Consider the following 21,772-nt stretch of genomic DNA (forward strand, 5'->3'; position numbering starts at 1 on the left):
ATCGACCCGCCACACGAAAGGCCAGACCCGTGCAGGACCCGACCGAGCTCTTCCAGTTCGAGAGCGACACCTCGCCGAGCATGCTCGAGGAGCTGCAGGCCTCGGTTCTCGTCGTCGCCCTCGACGGGTTCATCGACGCCGGCAGCACGCAGAAGCTGCTCGCCGACCACCTCCTCGCCGCGCACGAGTCGCGCGTCGTCGCCTCCTTCGACGTCGACCAGCTGCTCGACTACCGGGGCCGTCGCCCCGTCATGGTCTTCGACCGCGACCACTGGAGCAGCTACGAGGACCCGAGCCTGCTGCTGCACCGCGTCGTCGACCGCGAGGGCGTGCCCTTCCTCCTCCTCGTCGGTCCGGAGCCGGACTACCAGTGGGCTCGCATGGTCGAGGCCACGACGACGCTCATGGACGCGTTCGGCGTCGACCTGACGGTCAGCGTCCACGGCATCCCGATGGCGGTGCCGCACACGCGGCCCCTCGGCGTCACCGCCCACGGCACCAACCGCAGCCTCGTGCCGGCGAACGAGCCCGCCTTCGGCACCGTCCAGGTGCCGGCGAGCTTCTCCTCGCTGCTCGAGCTGCGCCTCGGCGAGGCCGGACGCGACGCCATCGGGTTCGCCGTCCACGTGCCGCACTACCTGGGTCAGACCGAGTACGCCGACGCGGCCCTGCTCGGCCTCGAGCGCGTCCGCACCGCCACCGGCCTCGACCTCGACACCCGCGAGCTGGCCGCGACGGCCGGGCTGAACCGGGCCGAGATCACCCGGCAGATGGAGGAGTCGGACGAGATCACGGCGGTCGTCAAGGCCCTCGAGCAGCAGTACGACACGTTCCTCGAGGGACGCCGCCAGCGCAGCCTGCTCGCCACCGACCTGTCCGACCTGCCGACCGCTGACGAGATCGGCGCCGAGTTCGAGGCGTTCCTCAAGGACGTCGCGCAGGACGACACCGACGGCGGGACCGGCGACACGGCCTGAGCCGTCAGGGGGCCCGACGGGGCCCACGGACCCGAGGGGGGCCGGCGGGTCAGCCCTTGGCCTCGCTCCAGCGGCGCACCAGCGTCGTGTCGGAGACGAACCGCACCGTGTCGGTCCCGGCCCACGTCCGGGCCGCCCGCTCGAGCGCGGTCCCGACCGCGGCGGCCGCCTCCTCACCGTGCTCCTCGGGCACGTGGACGAGCAGCTCGTCGTGCAGGCACAGCACGATCCGGCCACCGAGCGGCGCCACCGCGTGGCGCACCGTGGCCGCCCACGCCTTGAACAGCTCGGCCGCCGACCCCTGGATGATGGCGTTGCGGGCGTACCGGCCGCGTCCCGCGTCCGCGGCGGCCGACGACGGTCGCCCGGCGAGGACGTCCTCGCCGGGCTCGAGTCCCTGCGGCGGCGCGCCGGGGGAGCCGAAGCGGATGAGCCGTCCGCCGTAGGTGCGGACCGGGCGCCGGGCCACGCCGTCGGCGAAGGCCCGGTCGAGCAGACCCATGGCGACCGGGTAGGCCCGCTCGAGGTCCTTGAGGGCCTCGCCGGCCGGACCGGAGCGCTGGCCGTACATCGCCGCGAGGACGGCGACCTTCGCGGTGGGGCGGTCGGCTCCGAGCTTGGCGGCGACCGGCGCGTAGAGGTCGTCGCTGCGCGTCGCCTCCGCGAACGCGCGGTCGGCGCTGACGACGGCGAGCACGCGCGGCTCCACCTGGCCGAGATCGGCGCGGACGAACACGTGCCCCGGCTCCGCGGCGACAGCCGGGCGCAGGGGAGCGGGCAGGTTGTGCAGGCCGTTCTGGGCGGTCATCCGCCCGGCCGCCCCGTCGCACGCGGTCCAGCCACCACGCAGCCGGTCGTCGGGGCCCACGTGCTCGTCGAGCCACCGGTAGCCGTACGTCGTGGCGATGCGCTCGTCCTTGCGCCAGCGCAGCAGCGCGTCGACGAGGGCATGGGTCCGGCGGTAGGGCTCGAGGACGAAGGCGCGGGTGTTCGGCACGTCGACGCCGACCGACAGGAGCAGCTCGCGGACCTGTCCGGGGTTGCGCAGGTCGGTGCCGGGCCGTCCCGGGGCATGGCGCAGGACGTCGTGGTCGCGGTCGGCGCGGATGCGAGCGGCGTCTGCGTCGTCGACCGGGCGGGGGCCGGCCGAGGCGGCGATGAGCTCCTCGGCGACGTGGCGGTCGACGGGCAGGCCGTCACGCTCGAGCTCGAGGCAGAGCACCGCGGCCGCGGACTCGGACCAGACCGTGCGCTCGAGTCGCCCTGCGGCCGCACCACCGATCCGCCGGAGCGACGCCTGTTGGGACAGCTGGCACTCCAGGGCCAGCTCCGCGAGGGCGCGCACGCGCTCGGGAGTGCGGGCCCACGTGAGGGCGTCCGGACGCAGGTGGCCGTCCGAGGTCCACAGCGAGGGGTCGTCACCGGCGACGACGTCGAACAGGTCGCCGTCGAAGCCGCTGAGGCGACCGACCAGCGGGCGCGGCACGTCGAGCTCGTCCAGGCCACGGCAGCCGGCGACGACGTGGCCGGGGGTGGCCCACCAGCCGCCGTGGACGATGCGGTGGGCCTCCGCGAGGTCCCAGGTGCGCGGCACGTCCACCCCCGCGTCGACCACCGGGCGCAGGGTCGAGGATGCCGACCAGACGACCCACCGGGGCCGCATCGAGGCGGTGAGCCCGGCCACCCGGTCCACGAGGTGCGAGAGGGACACCCGCTCGTCGACCCCCTCGCCGAGGAGCGCCGAGTCCGACGGCCCGACGACGAGGGCCACGAGGGGGCTCCGGCCGCCGGGGGTGACCGCCACGTGCTCGTCCGGAACGCGGGTGGCGCTGTCAGCCAAGGGATCTCGCGATCCGGTCGATGGCCTCGGTGAGGATCTCGGGTGAGGTGGCGAAGTTGACCCGGGCGTGACCGGCCCCGGGCGTGCCGAACAGGGGACCGTCGGACAGGGCGACGCGCGCCGTGTCGACGAGACGCGTCGCGGGCCGCTCCCCGAGGCCGAGCCCGCGCAGGTCGAGCCAGGCCAGGTAGGTGGCCTCCGGCACCGTGAGCTCGGCGCCCGGCAGGCGCTCGGCCACGAGCCGGGCGAGCAGCGTGCGGTTGGCGTCGAGCTCGTCGAGCAGGCGCGCGAGCCATTGCCGTCCGTCGCGCCACGCCGCGACGTGCGCGACGACGCCGAGGTGGCTGGCCCCGAACGTCACGAACGGGTGCAGGCGACGCACGTCGGCCACGGCGTCCGGCCCCGGGGCGATGACCGCGGCCTTGAGGCCGGCGAGGTTCCAGGCCTTGGAGGCCGACGACACCACGATGCCGTTCTCGGTGCCGGGAACGGCCAGGTACGGCGTGAAGGTGCTCGTGGAGTACACGAGCGCGCCGTGGATCTCGTCGGACAGGACGCGCACCCCGTGCTCGTCGGCGAGCCGGGCCACCGCCGCGAGCTCGTCCGCGGTGTGCACGGTGCCGGTCGGGTTGTGCGGGTTCGACAGCAGCAGGACGGCCCGCGCCCCACCCTCGGTCGCCGTGGCGAATGCCCTTGCGAGGGTGTCGAGGTCGAGCCGGTGGCCCTCGCCCAGCGGTGCTTCAACGACGCGCCGTCCGGCGGCCTCGACCACCTCGAAGAAGGCGTTGTACACCGGTGTGGTGAGCACGACGGGGCCGCCCGGGTCGGTGAGCAGCCGAAGCAGGTGGGTGACCCCGGTCAGCACGTCGGTGACCCGGACCGTCGTCGCGGGGTCGGGCCGCCAGCACCACGTGGCCTCGGCGTGGTCGGCGAAGGCCTCGGCGTAGTCGTCGGTCCACGCGTAGCCGGTGTCGCCCCGCCGCATCGCCTCGCTCACCGCGTCGACGACGGCGGGACAGGGCAGGGCGTCCATCTCCGCGATCCACAACGGCAGGACCTCGGGCCCGTACCGCCGCCACTTGACGCTCGTGCGGTCGCGGCGCAGGTCGTCGAGCGACGCGCCGAGGATCGGTCCGGACATGGGTCGACCCTACGAGACGCCGCCCACGCTGCTGCGTCCACGCGTCCGTCCGGGGCCGTCCACCGACCGTGCGCCGTCCGTCCGGGGGCGTGGCAGATCGCCGCGGCGTTGGCGCGCACCGCGGCGCCGAGTCGTCATACGGTGGCGGGGGAGGGGTCGCCGGGTGCGGCCGCAGACGCGACGTCGTGCGAGGAGTGAGGGCCGGTGGGCTTGTTCGGATGGGACAGGGGCGGGGCAGTGCAGACCTCGGACGCAGGGGCCGAGCAGGTGGGCGAAGGGGCGGACGGCGGCGCGCTCGCCCGTGCCGCCCTGCCCGCGGAGAGCGGCCTGACGGGCGCTGCGACGCGGTTCGTCGAGCGGCTCCTCGACGTCGGCATCGACGGCAAGGGCCCGTTCGACTCCGCCCACGAGGTGGCCGCGAAGGCCCTGCGCGACGCCCACGGCGACGCCGAGCAGGCCCTGCGGATCATCGCTCGCGACCACCGGCAGCTCGGCGCCGCAGGTGGGTTCGTCACGGGCCTCGGCGGCTTCTTCACGATGCCGGTCTCGCTGCCCGCCAACCTCCTCGAGTTCTACCTGCTCGGCACGCGCCTGACCGCCGCGACCGCGAAGGTCCGCGGGTACGACATCGACCAGCCCGAGATCCGCTCGGCGATCCTGCTGACCCTCGTCGGCGCCGACCGCGACGACCTGCTGAAGAAGGCCGGCCTCCACGCGGCGGGGGGCCGGCTGTCCATGCTCGCGCTCGATCGTCTGCCCCCGCCGACGCTCATGGTCGTCAACAAGGCCGTCGGCTTCCGCCTCCTCGGACGCATCGGTCAGGGCACCTTCGCCCGTCTCGGGCGCGCCGTGCCCGTCGTCGGTGGCGTCCTCGGCGCCGGTGTCGACGTGTACATGCTCGGCCGGATCGGCCAGCAGGCCGCCAAGGAGTTCCCGCCCGTGGCGACGTTCGGTCGGTGACCTCACCGATGACGGCCCCGACGCCCGGCCGAGGCCGCGCACGCGTCCTCCATCCCGGCGGACGCGTCGCCGGCGTCCCCGCGCACGCGACGTCGGCCCCGGGAATCCATCTGCCCGGCCGCTCGTTGGGGCGGGCATGAAGACCGCCTCTCGGCTCAAGCTCGCCGCGACCGTCGCGTCCGTCGTGCGCGCCTCGACCCGCCCGGGCGCGCCCCGGCTCGGCGAGCGCGTGCAGGCGGTGCCGCGGCTCGTGCGGGCCACGCTCGACCGCACGTACGCCGGCACGTCGCTGGGCAGGCTCGCGCTCGTCGCGGCGGCGGTCGCCTACGTGGCGTCACCGCTGGACCTCGTGCCGGAGGCCATCCTGCCGGTCATCGGGGTGGCCGACGACGCCGTGGTGCTCACCTGGGTCGTCAAGGCCTTCCTCGAGGAGACCGACCGCTTCATCGCCTGGGAGATCGGCCAGGGGCTGCACCGGCCCGGGACGTCACGCCCGGGTGCTGCCCAGCGGACGCCGCGGACCCGCACCGAGCAGCCCGGGCACGCGTCGGCGTCCCCGACCGCACCGGACGACCGCGTGGGGACCGCGCTGGGGACGCCTGCCGACGCGCAGGCCCGGCTCTGGGCCGGCCAGGTCGCCGACGGTCGACGCCGCGACCGTGACGTGACCGGGGCTGCCGCACCGGGCCGTGTCGTCGGGCGGCTGACCGGCTCGACAGGCGCCTCGGGGACACCGACCGCAGGTGGCCTCGGAGCGCAGCGCCCGGCGGCCGGCCCGCGCTCGACCGGACCGGGTCGCTCCGAGGGGGTACGCCTGCCCGAGGGGGTCCGCCAGGCGGCCACCGACTACGTGCTCGAGTCGGTCCGCAAGCGCCTCGAGCGCTGACGCAGCACCGTCGTCCACACCCCCTCCGCGCTTGGCGGCGCGGTCCACAGGCGGCCGGCGGGGGAGTGCCGCTCCGCGCCGGCCGGGGGCAGCCTTCGGGCATGCCGAAGATCTCCCTGTCCGGACCGGCCGACCTGCTGACGGTCCTGCCCTACCACCTCGGTTTCAGGCCCGAGCGCAGTGTCGTCGTGGCCTGCTTCCACGGCCGGCGCCTCGGGCTCGTGGCCCGGCTGGACCTCGTCGCCCCACCCGACGCCGCCGCGGCGGCTGCGCAGGTCCTGCCCGCCCTGGTGCGCGAGCGGCCGAGCCGCGTCGTCCTCGTCGGGTTCGCCGGCGGCGCCGCCGACGAGGATCCCGCACCGTTGCTCACCGCCCTGGGCGACGCGCTCGAGGCTGAGCTCGTCCCGGTGGGCGACCGGCTCGTCGTGCGCGAGGGCCGCTGGTTCGGGCTCGACTGCGCCTGCTGCCCACCGCCCGGGCGAGCCCTGCCGGACGTGGCCGACGTCCCGGCCGTCGCCGAGTACGTCGCCCTGGGCACCGTCGTGCTGGGCACGCGCCAGCAGCTCGCAGCGCTCGTCGAGCCCCTGCCGACGCAGGACCCGCGTCACGACGACCGGCTCGCCGCGGTCGAGGCGTGGGCCGAGCGGTACGCCCCCTCGGATGTCGGCACCGGCGTTGCCGACCGCCGGGCGCGCGCTGCCCTCGTCGACGAGGCACTGGGGGCGTGGGTCCGCCTCGTGCGCCGCGGGCTCGGCACCGAGCCGACGCCGACGACGCTGGCCGCGCTGCTCGGCCCGCTCGTCGACGTCCGCCTGCGCGACCTGCTCGTCGCGTGGCTGTGCCCCGGGACCCTCTCCCTGGAGGCCTGCCCGCGCGACCTCGTCAGCCGGTTGCGCCGCGCACTCGAGGCCGACACGTCCTCCCACGAGAGCATGCTGCGGGACGTGAGGGAGGTCGTGGACGGGGAGATCGAGGAGGACATCGAGCAGGACATCGACGAGGACATCGAGGAGGACATCGACGAGATGCTGGAGGGGAGCGGCGGGTGGAACCGCGCGGTGACCGAGCGAGTGCGCCTGGCGCGCCTCGAAGAGCTGTGCCGGGCGACCCCCGCCGCGTGTGCGGCACCGGTCCTGGCGGTGGTGGCCGCGTACGCCTGGTGGCTCGGCGACGGCGCCCACGCCTCCGTCGCCGTGGACCGTGCCCTCGAGGTCGACCCGCGGTACCGGCTGGCACAGCTCGTGCGGCAGTCCCTCGACCGGGGCCTGCGTCCCCGCAGCTGCGCCTGACCTGCCCTCCAGGCCGTCCAGCCCGTGGACCCGAGGGCCACGCCTCGAGACGCGGTCGCGTATGGTGGTGGCAGGTCATGAGCGCCAGCGCCAAGCCCCGGCTCGCTGGCCGGCAACCCTCCTTCGCGGTGGGGTGCCCCGGGTGAGGACCAGGCCGCACCGGCACGGGACTGCGGCAAGCGCGCACACCCGAGGAGCAGCCAGAATGACTGTGACCCACCGGTCCGGCCAGGTCACGCGCCGTCCGGCCCGACGCCAGCAGGGTGTCGACGGCTCGCAGCCCGTTCGTCCCGACGTCTCGGCCGACCGACGCGGCGACGGCGTCTGGCGCGAGGGGGACCCCGTCGGCAGGCGGCAGTTCGTCGACGTCGGTGACCTCGAGCTCGAGCGCGGGGGCGTCCTTCCCGAGGTCCGGATCGCCTACGAGACGTGGGGCCGGCTCAACGAGGCCCGCGACAACGTCGTCCTCGTCGAGCACGCCCTCACCGGCGACAGCCACGTCGTCGGTGAGGCGGGCGAGGGCCACCCGTCGCCCGGCTGGTGGAACAGCCTCATCGGCCCCGGGCAGGCCGTGGACCCCGAGGACTGGTTCGTCGTCGCCGCCAACGTCCTCGGCGGCTGCCAGGGCTCGACCGGGCCGGCGAGCCCCGCCCCCGACGGGCGCCCCTGGGGCAGCCGCTTCCCGTACGTGACCGTGCGCGACCAGGTCGCCGCCGAGCGGGCGCTGCTGACCGAGCTCGGCATCACGCGGCTTGCCGCGGTCGTCGGAGGTTCGATGGGCGGCATGCGCGCCCTCGAGTGGGCCGTCAGCCACCCCGACGACGTCGACCGCTGTGTCGTGCTCGCCTCCACGCCCTACGCCACGGCCGAGCAGATCGCCTGGTGCCAGCCGCAGCTGCTCGCCATCCGCAGCGACCCCCACTACGCCGGCGGCGACTACTACGACACGGACCAGCGTCCCGACACCGGCCTGGGCCTCGCCCGGCGCATCGCGCACGTGACCTACCGCACCGAGACCGAGCTCGACGACCGGTTCGGCCGTCAGGCCCAGCTCGGCGAGGACCCGTTCAGCCTCAGCGAACGCGCCGCCGGCAGAGGGCGTTTCGCCGTCGAGTCCTACCTGGACCACCACGCCGGCAAGCTCGCTCGCCGTTTCGACGCGAACTCCTACGTCGTGCTCACCGAGGCGATGAACTCCCACGACGTCGGCCGCGACCGCGGCGGCATCGAGGCGGCGCTGGCCCGCGTCACGGCCGACTGCACCGTGGTGTCCGTCGACACCGACCGGCTGTACCCCCCGCGGCTGTCGGACGAGCTGCATGCGGCTCTCCCCGTCTCGACGCGCGTGTCGATCACCTCCGCCTACGGACACGACGGCTTCCTCATCGAGGAGGAGCAGGTCGGCTCGGTGGTCCGCGAGGCCCTCGCGCGTCCGCGCTGACCCCGACGCCTCGGCAGGCCCGGCGCGCAACGCGATCCGTCCGAGCGCGCGTGCCGGTGCCCGCGGCCACCTTTTCGGGTACGGTGCGACCACCCGGTTTGTTGCCGTACAAGGAGGTCCGCGAAGTGGCCATCGTCGTCGGATACGTCGCCACCAAGGAGGGACGCGCGGCGCTCAAGCGAGCCGCCGAGGAGTGCGTCCTCAGGGGGACCAAGCTCGTCGTCATCAGCTCCCACCGGGGTGGGAAGGACTTCGACGCCGACGAGGCCAGTGCGTTCGAGGCCGAGCTCGAGCGGGTCACGACCGTGCTCGAGGACAAGGGCCTGGAGCACGAGGTGCGCCAGCTGGTACGGGGCAACGACCCGGCCGAGGACCTCATCAGCGTCGCGGAGGCGGAGAACGCCGACTTCATCGTCATCGGACTGCGTCGCCGCAGCCCCGTCGGCAAGCTCATCCTCGGCTCCAACGCCCAGCGCATCCTGCTCGACGCGTCCTGCCCGGTGCTCGCCGTCAAGGCCGGCTGAGCCCGGCCCGCCCGCCGGCGGGGTCGTGTCACACCGGGTCGGCACCACCGCGCGGCCCGATCCGTTCGCTCGCACGCCGTTGCGCGTTTTATAATGTCCGAGTACCGGATCGCAAGAGGCACACAGCGAGATCGTCCGAGGGGACCCGACTCCGACAGGCCACGCTCTTCCGGCACGAACCCCCGTTCTCGCTCGTTGTGATGTGGCATGCCCGCGTGCTCACGTCGGCCCGCACCACACGAGACCCGCGATGAAAGGCGACTGCATCCGTGCCGAAGGCAACACCCGCTGGACCCCCGAAGACCCTGCCCAAGGTGTTCCAGCACGAGGCGATCATGCAGCTCCTGGTCAAGGGCAGCACCAACGGAAGCATCACCGGCACCGAGATCGCACGAGCGCAGGCTGAGGCAGCCCTCGACCTGAAGCAGATGAAGCCGGTCCTCGTCACCCTCGAGGCCCACGACATCGAGATCGTCGTCGACGCGCCGCACACCGACACGAAGAAGCGAACCCGATCCGGGACCAAGGGAGGCACTGTGGCCACCGCACGTTCCACCACCGCTGCTGCGACGACGACCGCCAAGAGGACGACGACCGCCAAGACGACCGCCAGGAAGGCCACCCCCGCGACGAAGGCCGGCGAGGCCGAGGCCACCGCCGAGGCCGAGGGCGCGGCGGCGCGCAAGGCGCCGGCCAAGAAGGCCGCCACGAACGCCGGCGTCGCCAAGGCCGCCGCCAAGCCGGCCGCGAAGAAGGCCGCCGCCAAGAAGGCCGCCGGCAAGACCGCCCCGAAGAAGGTGGCTGCCGCCGAGGTCGCCGGGGACTCGGACGAGCTCGAGGACGATGACGCCGAACCCGAGGACGCCGACGAGAGCGAGCTCGTCGACGTCGAGGTCACCGACGACGACGACAGCGACGAGACCGACGAGTCGCCCGCGGCAGAGGACACCGAGGAGGGCGACGACGACACGGTCCCGGTCGCCACGGACGCCGCCGCTCCCGCCGAGGAGGCCGAGGAGTCCGGGTTCGTCATCCGCGACGACGACGAGGACGACGCCCCCGCGCAGCAGGTCGTCACCGCCGGTGCCACCGCCGACCCCGTCAAGGACTACCTCAAGCAGATCGGCAAGGTCGCCCTCCTCAACGCCGAGCAGGAGGTCGAGCTCGCCAAGCGCATCGAGGCCGGCCTGTTCGCCGAGGAGAAGCTCAACTCCGGCGACAAGATCGACATGAAGCTCAAGCGCGAGCTGTGGTGGATCGCCCAGGACGGCAAGAAGGCCAAGAACCACCTCCTCGAGGCCAACTTGCGTCTCGTCGTGTCGCTCGCGAAGCGCTACACCGGTCGCGGCATGCTCTTCCTCGACCTCATCCAGGAGGGCAACCTCGGCCTGATCCGCGCGGTCGAGAAGTTCGACTACACGAAGGGCTACAAGTTCTCGACGTACGCGACGTGGTGGATCCGTCAGGCCATCACCCGTGCGATGGCCGACCAGGCCCGCACCATCCGCATTCCGGTGCACATGGTCGAGGTCATCAACAAGCTGGCCCGTGTCCAGCGACAGATGCTCCAGGACCTCGGCCGCGAGCCCACCCCGGAGGAGCTGGCCAAGGAGCTCGACATGACGCCCGAGAAGGTCGTCGAGGTCCAGAAGTACGGCCGCGAGCCCATCTCGCTGCACACCCCGCTCGGCGAGGACGGCGACAGCGAGTTCGGTGACCTCATCGAGGACTCCGAGGCGATCGTGCCCGCGGACGCCGTCAGTTTCACGCTCCTGCAGGAGCAGCTGCACTCGGTCCTCGACACGCTCTCCGAGCGCGAGGCGGGGGTCGTCTCCATGCGCTTCGGCCTGACCGACGGCCAGCCGAAGACGCTCGACGAGATCGGCAAGGTCTACGGCGTCACGCGCGAGCGGATCCGCCAGATCGAGTCCAAGACGATGAGCAAGCTGCGTCACCCGAGCCGTTCGCAGGTCCTGCGCGACTACCTCGACTGACGCGTGGACTCGCGGACGGTCCCGACGCGGGCCGGGTGGCTGGATGCCGCCCGGCCCGCGGGTTCGTCCCCCGCGTCGGTTCCGGAGCAGGCCCTGCCACCGAAAGAGGAGTCCAGCGTGCCCTCCACCGTCCACCGACGCGTCGCGGTCATGGCCCACTTCGACCCCGACGGGCAGCTGGCGCCGCACGCGCGACGGTTCGTCGACCAGCTCGCGACCGTCTGCGACCGCGTCATTCTCGTCACCACGAGCGGCCTGGGCCGGGACGGTGAGCGGTGGGCTGCCACGCGGCCCCACGTCGAGGTCGTCCAGCGGCCCAACGTCGGGCACGAGTTCATGAGCTACCGGTACGGGCTCGAGGTCGCGCACGTCGAGTCCGGCCACGAGGTCGTCCTGTGCAACGACAGCTTCGTCGGGACGACGGTCCCGTTGCTGCGGATCTGGAAGCGGATGCAGCGACGGCGTTGCGGCTTCTGGGGGCTGACGTCGAACACGGAGATCGCGCCGCACGTGCAGAGCTACTTCATGGTGTTTCGGCACGAGGCCGCCGGCAGCGAGGCCTTCCGCTCCTTCTGGGAAGGGGTCACGGTCCTGCCGGACAAGAAGCAGGTCATCCACTCCTACGAGGTGGGTCTGAGCCGCCGGCTGCTGGAGGCCGGCTTCGAGTGTGCCGCGTACTTCCGGCCGGGGCTGCGCGACACGTGGATGGCTCTGAATCGCGTCGCGTGGCGTGCCCGGCCGGACACCGTCGCCGGCGGTCGGGCCCGGCTGCTCACCGTGGCCCGGGAGATGCGGGGAGTGCGGCGGGACCGGTGGAACCCGACCATCGTCCTGGCCGACCGGGTGCTGGGCGGTCGCCTGCCCGTCGCCAAGCTGCAGGTGTTCCGCGAGGACACGGCCCGTCTGGGGGCGGCCAGCCTGCTGGCCCGGTGCGAGCAACGCCACCCCGAGCTGTTCGAGGGGGTCCGTGCCTACCTCGAGCGGACGGCGCCCGCGTACACCACCGGCCTCACCGAGCACGCGCCACCGGCGTCGCACGCGGCGCTCTACCGCCGGGTCCGCTACTGAGGCGACGACCTCACGTCAGCGACGGCGGGTCCGCGAGCCGAGGCGGGCGGGCAGCCCGCGCCACCACTCGACGCCGGCCGCGGGCCAGAAGAAGGAGCGCAGACGCGTCTGCCAGGCGCGGGTGCGCCCGACGTTGCGGCGGATCGCGCGGATGTCGCTGTGCAGGCGGATCGCCTCCTGCGGCGTCGTCCGCTCGGGCCGGTCGTACCGGGACTTCTCCAGCGTCGCGGTGACTCGTCCCATCGCCGTGGCGTTCTCGGTGTCGAGGTGGCCCTCGGTGACGTACTGGTGCCGCAGCTGGCGCAGCGTGACGCCGTCCGGCGCCGACAGGCCGAGGTCACCGAGGTGCGAGGTCAGCGCCTCCCACTCGGCCTCGATGAGGTCCTGACGCGTGACGGCGGCTCGGCGGCGCCGGGCCCGCAGCAGCCAGGCCGTCAAGGGCATGACGAACGCGGCGAGGAGTCCGATGAGGACGGCGAGGACGACGGCGAGGTGGCGCAGGCTGAAGACCGACGCGAGCGTGTCACCGAACGAGGGCTGCGCCGCCACCGCCGTCGTCGTCGTGGTCGTCGCCCGGGTCGACGTCGGCCGCGCGGTGCTCCCGGACTCGGTGTCGTCGACCGAGCGGCCACCGCCCGTGCCGCCGGAGCCGGCGCCGACGACGGCGTACGGCGGTGGCGTGCCAGAGCGCGCACCCGGCGTCGGCTCGAAGCGCAGCCATCCGTAGCCCTGGAAGTACAGCTCGGGCCATGCGTGGGCGTCGGACGCCTTGACGACGTACTCGTCGCCGGAGCGGTTGCCGGGCAGGAAGCCGATGGCCATCCGGGCCGGGATGCCCTGCGCGCGGGCCATCATGATCATCGCCGTGGCGAACTGGACGCAGTAGCCGCGGCGCGTGCGGTAGAAGTTCTCGATCGGCTCGAGGAGCCGGCCGGCCTCGTCGCGCAGCGGCTCGCCCAGGTCGAGCGTGTAGGTGTACCGCGACGTGTCGCGCAGGTGGTTCTGGATCGCGATCGCCTTGTCGAGCGGGTTGTCCGCGCCGGCGGTGACCTCTGCGGACCACCGCTCGATGAGGGCCCGAGAGCGGTCGGGGATCGTCAGGTCGTCGTCGGTGAGGTCGGCGGGGTCCGGCGGCCCGGAGTCACGCAGCTGGGCGGCGCTCGGCGCGATGTCGGCGTAGGTGATCTGGTAGTCGGCGACCGCCTTGTCGACGCGGACGTCCCGGGTCGCCGGGTCGATCCGCCAGCCGGTCCCCGGCATCGACACGGCGACCACGGGGAAGGGGGCGGCGACGCGGGGCGCGGAGAGCGTGTTGCCGGTGACCGAGATGACGTAGTCGCGACGCTGCGACGGTGGGGGCAGGGGCATCCCGTCGACGGGGCCCTTGTCCGTCGTGCCGAGCTCCTGCCACTGGCCGCGGGAGTAGTACGACGTGGCGAGCACGCGCAGCGGCGGCCGCGTGAAACCGGTCGTCGTGTACCGCAGGACCGGGGACTGGTTCGTGTCGTTGAGGCTGCGGCTGAGGTCGAGGGTGTTGTTGAAGCCGACGGAGCCCTCGCCGCCGACACCCGAGCGCCCGAGTCCCTCGGTGAGGTAACGGGGCGGGAAGTGCGGCACGACGGCCGGGACGGCCAACGCCAGGACGACGCCGGCGGCTCCCACCCGCACCGCCGCGCCGGAGAAGGAGCGCAGGGCGGCGCGGTCGTGGGCCGCCTCGTCGATCTCGCTGTGCTCGGCCGGTCGGGCGGTGCCCCAGCGACCGAACTGCGCCCGGGCCGTCGTGTGGAGCATGACGAGCCAGAGCGCGACCGGGACGACGAAGTAGCGCAGCGCCAGTGCGGAGTCGCCGTTCGCGGCGGTGATGAGGTAGGCCGTGAGGAGGGGCAGCCCCGCGGCCGCGGGGCTGCGCCAGGTGGCGGCCGTCGCGTCGACGCTGATGGCGACGACGGCCACGACGACGAGCATGCAGAAGGTGACGCCGTCGTTGAGCGGTGCGGGCGCGGTGTACCGCTGGACCGTCTCGAGCGCCTGGAGGCCGAGGCCGTTGAGCACCTCGGCCGTCTGGACGGTCGGCACGACGAGGTAGGCGAAGGTGCCACCGGCCACCCGCACGACGAGGAAGGTGCCGAGGACGAGCACCTGGAGGGCGACGACCAGCGTGCGCGAGCGGGTCAGGCCGCGCAGGACGAGTCCGACGGCGGCGACGACGGACACGACGACGACGGCCTGGCCGAACCACGTCGCCTCCGTGAAGAGGCTGGTCACCGGGTAGCACGCGGTGAGCGTCGCGAGGGCCCCGAGCAGGGTGATGCGCCAGCGCCGGCGGGTCATCGGCTGCCTGCCACGGTCGCGGCCGTCAGGACGGCCCAGGCGTGGGCGATGTCGTCGGCGCGACCGGCGCCGGCTGCCCGCCAGCCGGCGAGGCGCAGCGCGTCGACATGGCCGCCGGCGTCCTCGGCGTCGCTCGGGCCGAAGGAGCGGGCGTCGACGACGAGGGCCAGCCCGGTCGTTCCCGGCTGGCGCAGGCTCGCCACGCGCGAGGTGACGACCGGGTCGTGCGGGCCGATGATGGCCACGACGAGCCCGCCCGCGGCCGCGAGGGCCTGCGCGGCGCGGAGGATCTCGTCCTCGCCGCTGTCGTCGCGCAGCTGGGTCACGGCGAGCACGTCGAGGATCTCGTCGACCGGCATCGGGTCGGTCACGCGCGTGCTCGCGACGGTCTCGGCGCACAGGAGGTGCACTGCGTATCCCGACTCGGCCAGGTGCACGGCGATCGACGCCGCTGCCGTCACGCACCACTCGAAGGAGCTCGTGGCGCCCGACCCTCCGTGCGCCGAGGGGCGCGGGTCGAGCAGGACGACTGCGCGGCGCTGGGCGGGGCGGTCCTCCTGGCGCACCATGAGGTCGCCGGTGCGGGCCGTGGCGGGCCAGTGGATGCGCCGCAGGTCGTCGCCGTCGCGGTACTCGCGGATCGTGACGTCGTCCTCGCCGTGCAGCGCGATGAGGTGTGCCTGCTCGCCCTCGGAGCCGACGCCGGCGCTCGGGTGCCGGCTCGAGCCGAGGGGGTGCACGGCAGGCAGGATGACGAGGTCGGCCGTCCCCTCGAGGACGGCATGGCGGTTGGCCAGCCCGAAGGGGTCCTGCACCTGGACACCGAGTGGGCCGAGGCGGTGCCGGCCCCGCAGGTGCGACCGCACGCCGTAGTCGATGGCCCGGACGCGTCCGGGCGGGATGCGCCCGACGACGAACCGGGGGCGGTCACCCAGGACGTAGTCGATGCGCTCCTCGGCCAGGAAGAGCGGCGTCGTCGAGCTCGAGACGTTCTCGAACGAGAGCGTGACGTGGGCGTCCTGCCCGACGCTGATCCGCTCGGGATGCGCGTGCCGTTCGATGCGCATCCGGGTGCGTCGCGTGCGCACGAGCGCCGCGGAGATGACCGGCAGCGCGACGAGGAGCACCCCGAACCGGGTGATGTCGCGGAAGCCGAAGACGACGCCCGCGAGAACCAGGACGACGCCGGAGCCGAAGAACGCCCGTCCCCGGGTCGTCAGGACGCTTCGCAGGGCACGCACGGGCCGGCCCTCCGTCCCTCAGCGCGCCGCCGGGGGGACCGGCACCTGACGCAGGAGGTCGACGACGACGTCGGACGTGGTGCGCCGGGCCAGCTGGGTCTCGCTCGAGGGGATGAGGCGGTGCGCGAGGACCGGACCGGCGAGGACCTGCACGTCGTCCGGGATGACGTGGTCGCGACCCTCGAGGGCGGCGTGGGCGCGCGCCGCCCGGAGCAGGTGGAGGGCGGCCCGCGGCGAGGCGCCGAGGCGCAGGGCGGTCGTGGCGCGGGTCCGCGCGACGAGGTCGACGATGTACTGGCGGACCGCGGGACTCGCGTGCACGCGGGTGACGGCCTCGACGACGCGGTTGATGGTGGGGGCGTCCGTGACGGGGGCGAGGGCCTCGAGCGGGGAGCGGGCGCCGTGCGTCTCGAGCAGCTCCAGCTCGGCCTGCGCCGCCGGGTAGCCCATCGAGATGCGGGCCATGAACCGGTCGCGCTGGGCCTCGGGGAGCGGGTAGGTGCCCTCCATCTCGATGGGGTTCTGGGTCGCCATGACGATGAACGGTGCCTGGAGCGTGTAGGTCGTGCCGTCGACGGTGACCTGGCGCTCCTCCATCGACTCGAGCATCGCCGACTGGGTCTTGGGCGAGGCGCGGTTGATCTCGTCACCGACGACGACGTTGGCGAAGATCGCGCCCGGACGGAAGTCGAAGCGTCGCGCGTCCTGGTTGAAGACGCTGACGCCCGTGACGTCACTCGGCAGCAGGTCGGGCGTGAACTGGATGCGCCGCACGGTCGCGTCGATCGAGCGCGCGAGCGCCTTGGCCAGCATCGTCTTTCCGACGCCCGGCACGTCCTCGATGAGCAGGTGGCCGCCGGCGAACAGGACCGTCACGGTCGTGCGCACGACGTCGGCCTTGCCCTCGATGACGCTCGTCATGGCCGCGACCAGGCGGTCCGCGACGTCGTGGACGAGGTCGAGGTCGGTCCCCCCGGCACCGGCCGTGGTGTCGAGTCCGGTCTCCGTCGTCGTCACTGTTCCTCCGCTTCTTCCCCATGTCGGTGCGCCGGTCCGCTCGTGGCGACCCGACGCACTCCGTCACGTGATCTTCCCCCATGGACCTGCCGTGCCGGTAGTGACCGACGTGCCGTGACTGCAGGGAGTTCCTGCGGGCCGCGGGCCACCCGCGGCTCCCCGGTTGCCCGAGACCTCCTCCACTCTCCTCCACCGGGACGACGACCGGGTCCGGTTGGTTCGTTCCGCGTGTCCTCCGCGTGCTCCGGGCGTGCCACCCGGCCCGGTCCGGGAGGCAGGGCAGGTCGGGCAGAGCGCGACGCCGCGGTGACGGGGGAGTGCCGCCCTCCACTTCGCACCACCGCCGCTGACCTGCGCAAACGCGACGCGCCGGACGCGATTTTGGGGGAAACGTCGTTGACGGTGGAGGGAAGTGGAGTATCGTGGAGCAACAAGGTGGGAATGGGGTCGCCTGCGGGTCGGACAAGGGGAGGTGGCGGACCGTGTTTCTGGGGACGCACACGCCTCGTCTCGACGACAAGGGCCGCATCTTCCTGCCGGCCAAGTACCGCGACCGGATGGCCGAAGGGCTCGTCGTCACGCGTGGTCAGGAGCGGTGCCTGTTCATCTATCCGATGGACGAGTTCGTCACGGTCGCGGAGCAGATGCGCCAGGCGCCCACGACGAGCCGAGCCGCTCGCGACTACATGCGCGTCTTCCTCTCCGGCGCGTCGGACGAGGTCCCCGACAAGCAGGGGCGTTTCACCATCCCGGCCAACCTGCGTCAGTACGCCGGCCTCGACCGCGACGTCACCGTCATCGGTGCCGGCTCGCGCCTCGAGGTCTGGGACAGCACCGTCTGGAACGACTACCTCGAGCGGACCGAGCAGGCGTTCGCCGACACGGCCGAGGAGGTGATCCCCGGCCTCTTCTGAGCAGCTCGACCCGCTCGACCGCACCCTCGCGCCGTACCTAGGCGCCGGCCTCCAGCCGCTTCTCCTCCCGGGACGACTTCCCCCGTCCCGGGCGGCGCAGCGGATGGGGACCAGCCCCCAGGTGCAGCACCGCCGGACCCCGCGCCGGCCCGCACCGTCGGCCACCCTCCACCTCCACTGCCGCATCGCACACCCCTATCCCCGAACCAGTCACACCAGCAACTTCAGTAACACCAGCCCCACTGGCAGCAGAACGAGCGTGAGGACGCCCCATGAACGACCGAGGACCGGCGCAGGAACGGCACGTGCCCGTCATGCGCGACCGGATCCTCGACCTGCTCGCCCCGGCCCTGGACCGGCCGGGCGCGGTGCACGTCGACGGGACCCTCGGCATGGGCGGCCACGCCGAGGGCGTCCTCGACCGCTTTCCCGGGTGCACCGTCGTCGGCATCGACCGCGACCGTGAGGCCCTCGCCCTCGCCGGCGAGCGACTCGCCCGGTTCGGGGACCGCTTTCGCCCGGTCCACGCCGTCTACGACGAGATCCGCGAGGTCGTCGACGACCTTCGGCTCCCGGCCGTCCACGGCATCCTCTTCGATCTCGGGGTCAGCTCGCTGCAGCTCGACGAGACCGACCGGGGCTTCGCCTACCGCGTCGACGCCCCGCTCGACATGCGCATGGACCAGTCGACGGGTCTCACCGCCGCCGACATCCTCAACACGTACACGGCCCAGGACCTCACCCGGATCCTGCGCGAGTACGGCGAGGAGCGCTTCGCGCGCAAGATCGCCGCCGCCGTGGTCCGCGACCGGGAGGTCGAGCCGTTCACGACCTCGGGCCGCCTCGTCGAGCTGCTCCGACGCGTCATCCCCGCCGCGTCGCAGCGCCAGAGCGGTCACCCCGCGAAGCGGACCTTCCAGGCCCTGCGCATCGAGGTCAACGACGAGCTGGCCGTGTGGCGCCGGGCCATCGAGGAGGCGGTCGCCGTGCTCGCCGTCGGCGGCCGGATCGCGGTGCTGTCCTACCACTCCCTCGAGGACCGGACGACCAAGCGCGCGTTCGCCGCGGGGGCCACCTCGAGCGCGCCGCCGGACCTGCCCGTCGAGCTGCCGGAGCACGCCCCCTACCTGTCCCTCGTGACCCGTGGGGCCGAGGAGCCCTCGGCCGACGAGGTCGCCACCAACCCGCGGGCCGCCTCGGCCCGCCTTCGCGTCGCCGAGCGCGTGCGCGACACCTCCACGCACTCCGCCCGCAGCACCACCACGAAGGGACCCACCCGATGAGCCAGATGACCGCCACGGCCCGGCCGCTCCGTGCACCGCGACGGGCGCCGGCCGCCGCGCCGCTCCGCGTCATCCCGACGTCGATCGCCAGGACCGGCAACGGCGCCTTCGCCGCGCTGTGCATCGCCCTGCTCGTCGGCGGTCTCATCGCGCTCCTGCTGCTCAACACGGCCCTGGCCCAGGGCTCGCTCGCGCTCGGTGACCTCCAGCGCGAGTCCGCGCGCCTCGACGACACCGCGAGCAACCTGCACGAGCAGATCGACGCCGCCTCGGCGACCGGTGCGCTCGCCCGCAGCGCGTCCGCGCTGGGCATGGTGCGGATGAACACGCGCGGCTACGTCGACCTGCGGACCGGGACCGTGAGCGGGAACCCCGAGCCGGCGACGAAGCAGAACGCCTTCCCGATCGTCACGAGCCCGACGCCGCCGACGGTGACCAAGAAGGTCCGCAGCGTCCTCGCGAAGGCGACCAAGGTCGCCACCGCCGAGGAGGCCGCGGCGAAGGCGGCCGCCGGCGCCAACGCAACGGGTGTGACCGGGGCGTCGGGTGCCGCCACGCCGACGACGCCGGATGCGACGCAGTCGGCGACCTCTGAGCCCACACTGGGCACGACGCAGCAGCCGAGCCAGGGCACGGCCCCCACGACCACGAGGTGACCCCGTGACGCAGACCCGAGGTGGTGACCCTCGGCGCACCGGCCGCGGGGCCGCACCGTCCCGGACGCCGAGCCGGCAGGCCCCCCGCCAGGGTGCTCCCGGCGCGGGGGCAGCCCGCGCCGGGGCCCCGCGTGCGGGTACCCCGAGCGGGGGTACCCAGAGGGCGGCTACCCCGCGGCCCGGGCGCTCGGCCGGCGCCCGCACCACGTCCGGCCCCAAGGCCGCCACGACGTCGCCGCGTCCGACCGAACGTCCGACCGAACGTCCGACCGGACGTGGGCGCCCGACCGGGCGTCCGAACCCGACCGGCACCGGACGGGGAGCGGCGCCGCGTCGCGCCCCGGCGGCCCGCCGGAGCAGGCCCCGTCGCCCGCTGCGCATCTCGAAGGTCAACCCGCGCCGCCGTGCGCGGGTCATGTTCGTCGCCACGCTCTTCGTCTTCACGATCTTCGCGGGGCAGCTGTTGCGGATCCAGGCGTTCGACGCCTCGGCCACCCAGACGGCGGCGCTCAGCAAGCGCCTCGTCACGCAGACGACCCCGGCCATGCGCGGCGAGATCCTCGACACCAAGGGCCAGGTGCTGGCGCAGTCCGTCGACCGCTACACCATCGCCGCCGACCCCACCATCATCGGCTGTTTCGTCAAGGTCGCCGGTGACTGCACCGCCGACGGCGTCGCGAAGGCCGCCGAGGTCCTGGCGCCACTCCTGCAACGCAGCACCGCCGACCTCACGCCGCTGCTGACGCGGGAGCGGACCCGCTACGTCGTCCTCGCGCGCAACGTCAACCCTGCCGTGTACCGGGAGATCCGGGCCCTCGGCGTCCCGGGCATCACCGGGGAGCGCACGGCCCAGCGCGTCTACCCCACCTCGATGGCCCTCGGCCAGCTCGTCGGCTACGTCCTGCCCTCGGACCAGACCGGTGCCGGTGGCGTCGAGCAGATGCTCGACCGGACGCTTGCGGGCACGCCGGGCCGGTCGGTGGCCGAGCGGGCCCGGGACGGCTACATCATCCCGGGCTCGCAGCGCACCGACACCCCGGTCGTCAACGGCCGCAACGTCAGGCTCACGATCGACGCGGACCTGCAGTGGTACGCCCAGAACGCCCTGGCCAAGCAGGTGACCGCGGTCGGCGCCGAGTCGGGGACCGCCGTCGTCCTGGAGGTCGCCACCGGCAAGGTCCGCGCGGCCGCCAGCTACCCGACGTTCGACCCCAACGACCTCGCCGACGCCAAGGCGTCCAACCTCGAGAACCAGGCCTTCAACGTCGCCTTCGAGCCCGGCTCCACCGGCAAGCTCATGACGATGGCCGCCGCACTCGAGGAGGGTGTCATCACACCCGACACCGGCGTCATCGTGCCCGAGCGCCTGCCCCGCGCCGGGGTCCGGTTCAAGGACAACGAACCCCACGGGGTCGAGAACATGACGGCCACCGGCGTGCTCGCCAAGTCCTCGAACATGGGGACGATGCTCATCGGTGAGCGGGTCCCGCCGGCCGTCATGGAGGCCTACTACCGCAAGTTCGGCGTCGGCCAGAAGACGCCGGTCGGGTTCCCGGGCGAGTCGGCGGGCCTGCTCGCCGGAGCCAAGGACTGGGTCTCGAGCCGTCGCTACACGATCCTGTTCGGCCAGGGCTACGCGGTCACCGCGATCCAGCAGGCCGGTGTCTTCCAGACCATCGCCAACAAGGGCGTCCGTGTGCCCCCGTCCCTCGTCGAAGGGGTCTACAACGACAGCGGCACCTTCATCCCGTCCGCCCCGACGACACCGCGCCGCGTCGTCACGCAGGACACCGCGGTCAAGCTGTCGCGGATGATGGAGGAGGTGACCGGGCAGAACGGCACCGCGAGCGCAGCCCGCATCAAGGGCTACCGGGTCGCGGGCAAGACCGGCACCGCCGACCGGTACGACGAGAAGCTCGGCCGGTACAACGGCTTCACGGCCTCCTTCATCGGCTACGCCCCGGCGGAGGCGCCCAAGTACGTCGTCGCCGTGTTCATCCAGAAGCCGTCGGCCGGCATGTTCGGTGGCATGCTCGCCGGGCCGGTCTTCAACCAGATCATGACCTACATCCTCGAGCGGACCGGTGCGCCACCGAGCCCGAAGTCGAACCTGGACTACCACGTGTGGGCCGACAAGCCGCTGTCCGCGAGCGACCCCACGGTCATCAGCAATGCGCGGGCCCAGCGGGATGGCCTGTAAGTTGGGATGA

The 21,772-nt window shown here is 73.4% G+C and carries 17 protein-coding genes and 1 riboswitch; of the genes, 12 read left to right on the plus strand and 5 right to left on the minus strand.

Features of this window, described 5'->3' with window-relative positions; all coding sequences use genetic code 11:
• Nucleotides 1–29: 29 nt before the first annotated feature.
• The gene (locus ACPYOM_RS00805) at nt 30–977 is read left to right on the plus strand and encodes a proteasome assembly chaperone family protein (RefSeq protein WP_481344512.1); all 948 of its coding nucleotides are present in this window, start codon (nt 30–32) and stop codon (nt 975–977) included.
• Nucleotides 978–1,026: 49 nt separating this feature from the next.
• Here the strand turns inward: ACPYOM_RS00805 and ACPYOM_RS00810 are convergent, their stop codons facing one another.
• Together ACPYOM_RS00810 and ACPYOM_RS00815 are read right to left on the minus strand one after the other, a co-directional pair.
• On the minus strand, nt 1,027–2,781 hold the full coding sequence (locus ACPYOM_RS00810) for a DNA polymerase (protein WP_481344513.1): 1,755 nt from the start codon (nt 2,779–2,781) through the stop codon (nt 1,027–1,029).
• 28 nt (nt 2,782–2,809) lie between these two features.
• On the minus strand, nt 2,810–3,958 hold the full coding sequence (locus ACPYOM_RS00815) for a MalY/PatB family protein (RefSeq protein WP_481344514.1): 1,149 nt from the start codon (nt 3,956–3,958) through the stop codon (nt 2,810–2,812).
• A gap of 237 nt (nt 3,959–4,195) precedes the next feature.
• Here ACPYOM_RS00815 and ACPYOM_RS00820 point away from each other — a divergent pair, with 237 nt between their 5' ends.
• From ACPYOM_RS00820 to ACPYOM_RS00850, 7 genes are all read left to right on the plus strand, one after another.
• Nucleotides 4,196–4,918 carry an EcsC family protein gene (locus ACPYOM_RS00820; RefSeq protein ID WP_481344515.1) on the plus strand — a complete coding sequence of 241 codons (723 nt, stop codon included), beginning with the start codon at nt 4,196–4,198 and terminating at the stop codon, nt 4,916–4,918.
• A 136-nt stretch (nt 4,919–5,054) separates the two neighbouring features.
• Nucleotides 5,055–5,804 (plus strand): YkvA family protein, encoded by a 750-nt coding sequence (locus tag ACPYOM_RS00825; RefSeq protein ID WP_481344516.1) that lies wholly within the window; start codon nt 5,055–5,057, stop codon nt 5,802–5,804.
• Between the two features lie 101 nt (nt 5,805–5,905).
• A complete protein-coding gene (locus tag ACPYOM_RS00830; protein WP_481344517.1) occupies nt 5,906–7,093 on the plus strand; it encodes a DUF4192 domain-containing protein in 1,188 nt (395 codons plus the stop codon).
• Between the two features lie 73 nt (nt 7,094–7,166).
• A riboswitch (SAM riboswitch) is annotated at nt 7,167–7,281 on the plus strand.
• A gap of 17 nt (nt 7,282–7,298) precedes the next feature.
• Complete coding sequence (gene metX / locus ACPYOM_RS00835; RefSeq protein ID WP_481339084.1) at nt 7,299–8,534, plus strand: homoserine O-acetyltransferase MetX; 1,236 nt, start codon at nt 7,299–7,301, stop codon at nt 8,532–8,534.
• 125 nt (nt 8,535–8,659) lie between these two features.
• Nucleotides 8,660–9,058 carry a universal stress protein gene (locus ACPYOM_RS00840; protein WP_481339082.1) on the plus strand — a complete coding sequence of 133 codons (399 nt, stop codon included), beginning with the start codon at nt 8,660–8,662 and terminating at the stop codon, nt 9,056–9,058.
• Between the two features lie 314 nt (nt 9,059–9,372).
• On the plus strand, nt 9,373–11,052 hold the full coding sequence (locus ACPYOM_RS00845) for an RNA polymerase sigma factor (protein WP_481344518.1): 1,680 nt from the start codon (nt 9,373–9,375) through the stop codon (nt 11,050–11,052).
• 117 nt (nt 11,053–11,169) lie between these two features.
• Nucleotides 11,170–12,120 carry a rhamnan synthesis F family protein gene (locus tag ACPYOM_RS00850; protein ID WP_481344519.1) on the plus strand — a complete coding sequence of 317 codons (951 nt, stop codon included), beginning with the start codon at nt 11,170–11,172 and terminating at the stop codon, nt 12,118–12,120.
• Nucleotides 12,121–12,135: 15 nt separating this feature from the next.
• Here the strand turns inward: ACPYOM_RS00850 and ACPYOM_RS00855 are convergent, their stop codons facing one another.
• From ACPYOM_RS00855 to ACPYOM_RS00865, 3 genes are read right to left on the minus strand one after another with little or no spacing between them, the layout of a single operon-like run.
• Entirely contained in the window at nt 12,136–14,451 is a 2,316-nt protein-coding gene (locus tag ACPYOM_RS00855; protein WP_481344520.1) for a transglutaminase TgpA family protein, read from the minus strand.
• Complete coding sequence (locus tag ACPYOM_RS00860; RefSeq protein ID WP_481339052.1) at nt 14,448–15,692, minus strand: DUF58 domain-containing protein; 1,245 nt, start codon at nt 15,690–15,692, stop codon at nt 14,448–14,450. Before ACPYOM_RS00860 ends, ACPYOM_RS00855 begins: the two co-directional genes overlap by 4 nt.
• An 18-nt stretch (nt 15,693–15,710) precedes the next feature.
• Nucleotides 15,711–16,709: an AAA family ATPase gene (locus ACPYOM_RS00865; protein ID WP_481339050.1), complete on the minus strand. Its 999-nt coding sequence runs from the start codon at nt 16,707–16,709 to the stop codon at nt 15,711–15,713.
• 482 nt (nt 16,710–17,191) lie between these two features.
• On the opposite strand from ACPYOM_RS00865, the gene mraZ reads away from it, so the two are divergent.
• From mraZ to ACPYOM_RS00885, 4 genes are all read left to right on the plus strand, one after another.
• Nucleotides 17,192–17,623, plus strand: coding sequence for a division/cell wall cluster transcriptional repressor MraZ (gene mraZ, locus ACPYOM_RS00870; protein WP_481339048.1), 432 nt, complete (start codon nt 17,192–17,194; stop codon nt 17,621–17,623).
• A 272-nt stretch (nt 17,624–17,895) separates the two neighbouring features.
• A complete protein-coding gene (rsmH, locus tag ACPYOM_RS00875) occupies nt 17,896–18,906 on the plus strand; it encodes a 16S rRNA (cytosine(1402)-N(4))-methyltransferase RsmH (RefSeq protein ID WP_481339046.1) in 1,011 nt (336 codons plus the stop codon).
• The gene (ftsL, locus tag ACPYOM_RS00880; protein ID WP_481344521.1) at nt 18,903–19,562 is read left to right on the plus strand and encodes a cell division protein FtsL; all 660 of its coding nucleotides are present in this window, start codon (nt 18,903–18,905) and stop codon (nt 19,560–19,562) included. Before rsmH ends, ftsL begins: the two co-directional genes overlap by 4 nt.
• Before the next feature lie 415 nt (nt 19,563–19,977).
• A complete protein-coding gene (locus tag ACPYOM_RS00885) occupies nt 19,978–21,762 on the plus strand; it encodes a peptidoglycan D,D-transpeptidase FtsI family protein (RefSeq protein ID WP_481339042.1) in 1,785 nt (594 codons plus the stop codon).
• Nucleotides 21,763–21,772: the final 10 nt, after the last annotated feature.

The organism is Monashia sp. HAY1-2A, from assembly GCF_056755315.1.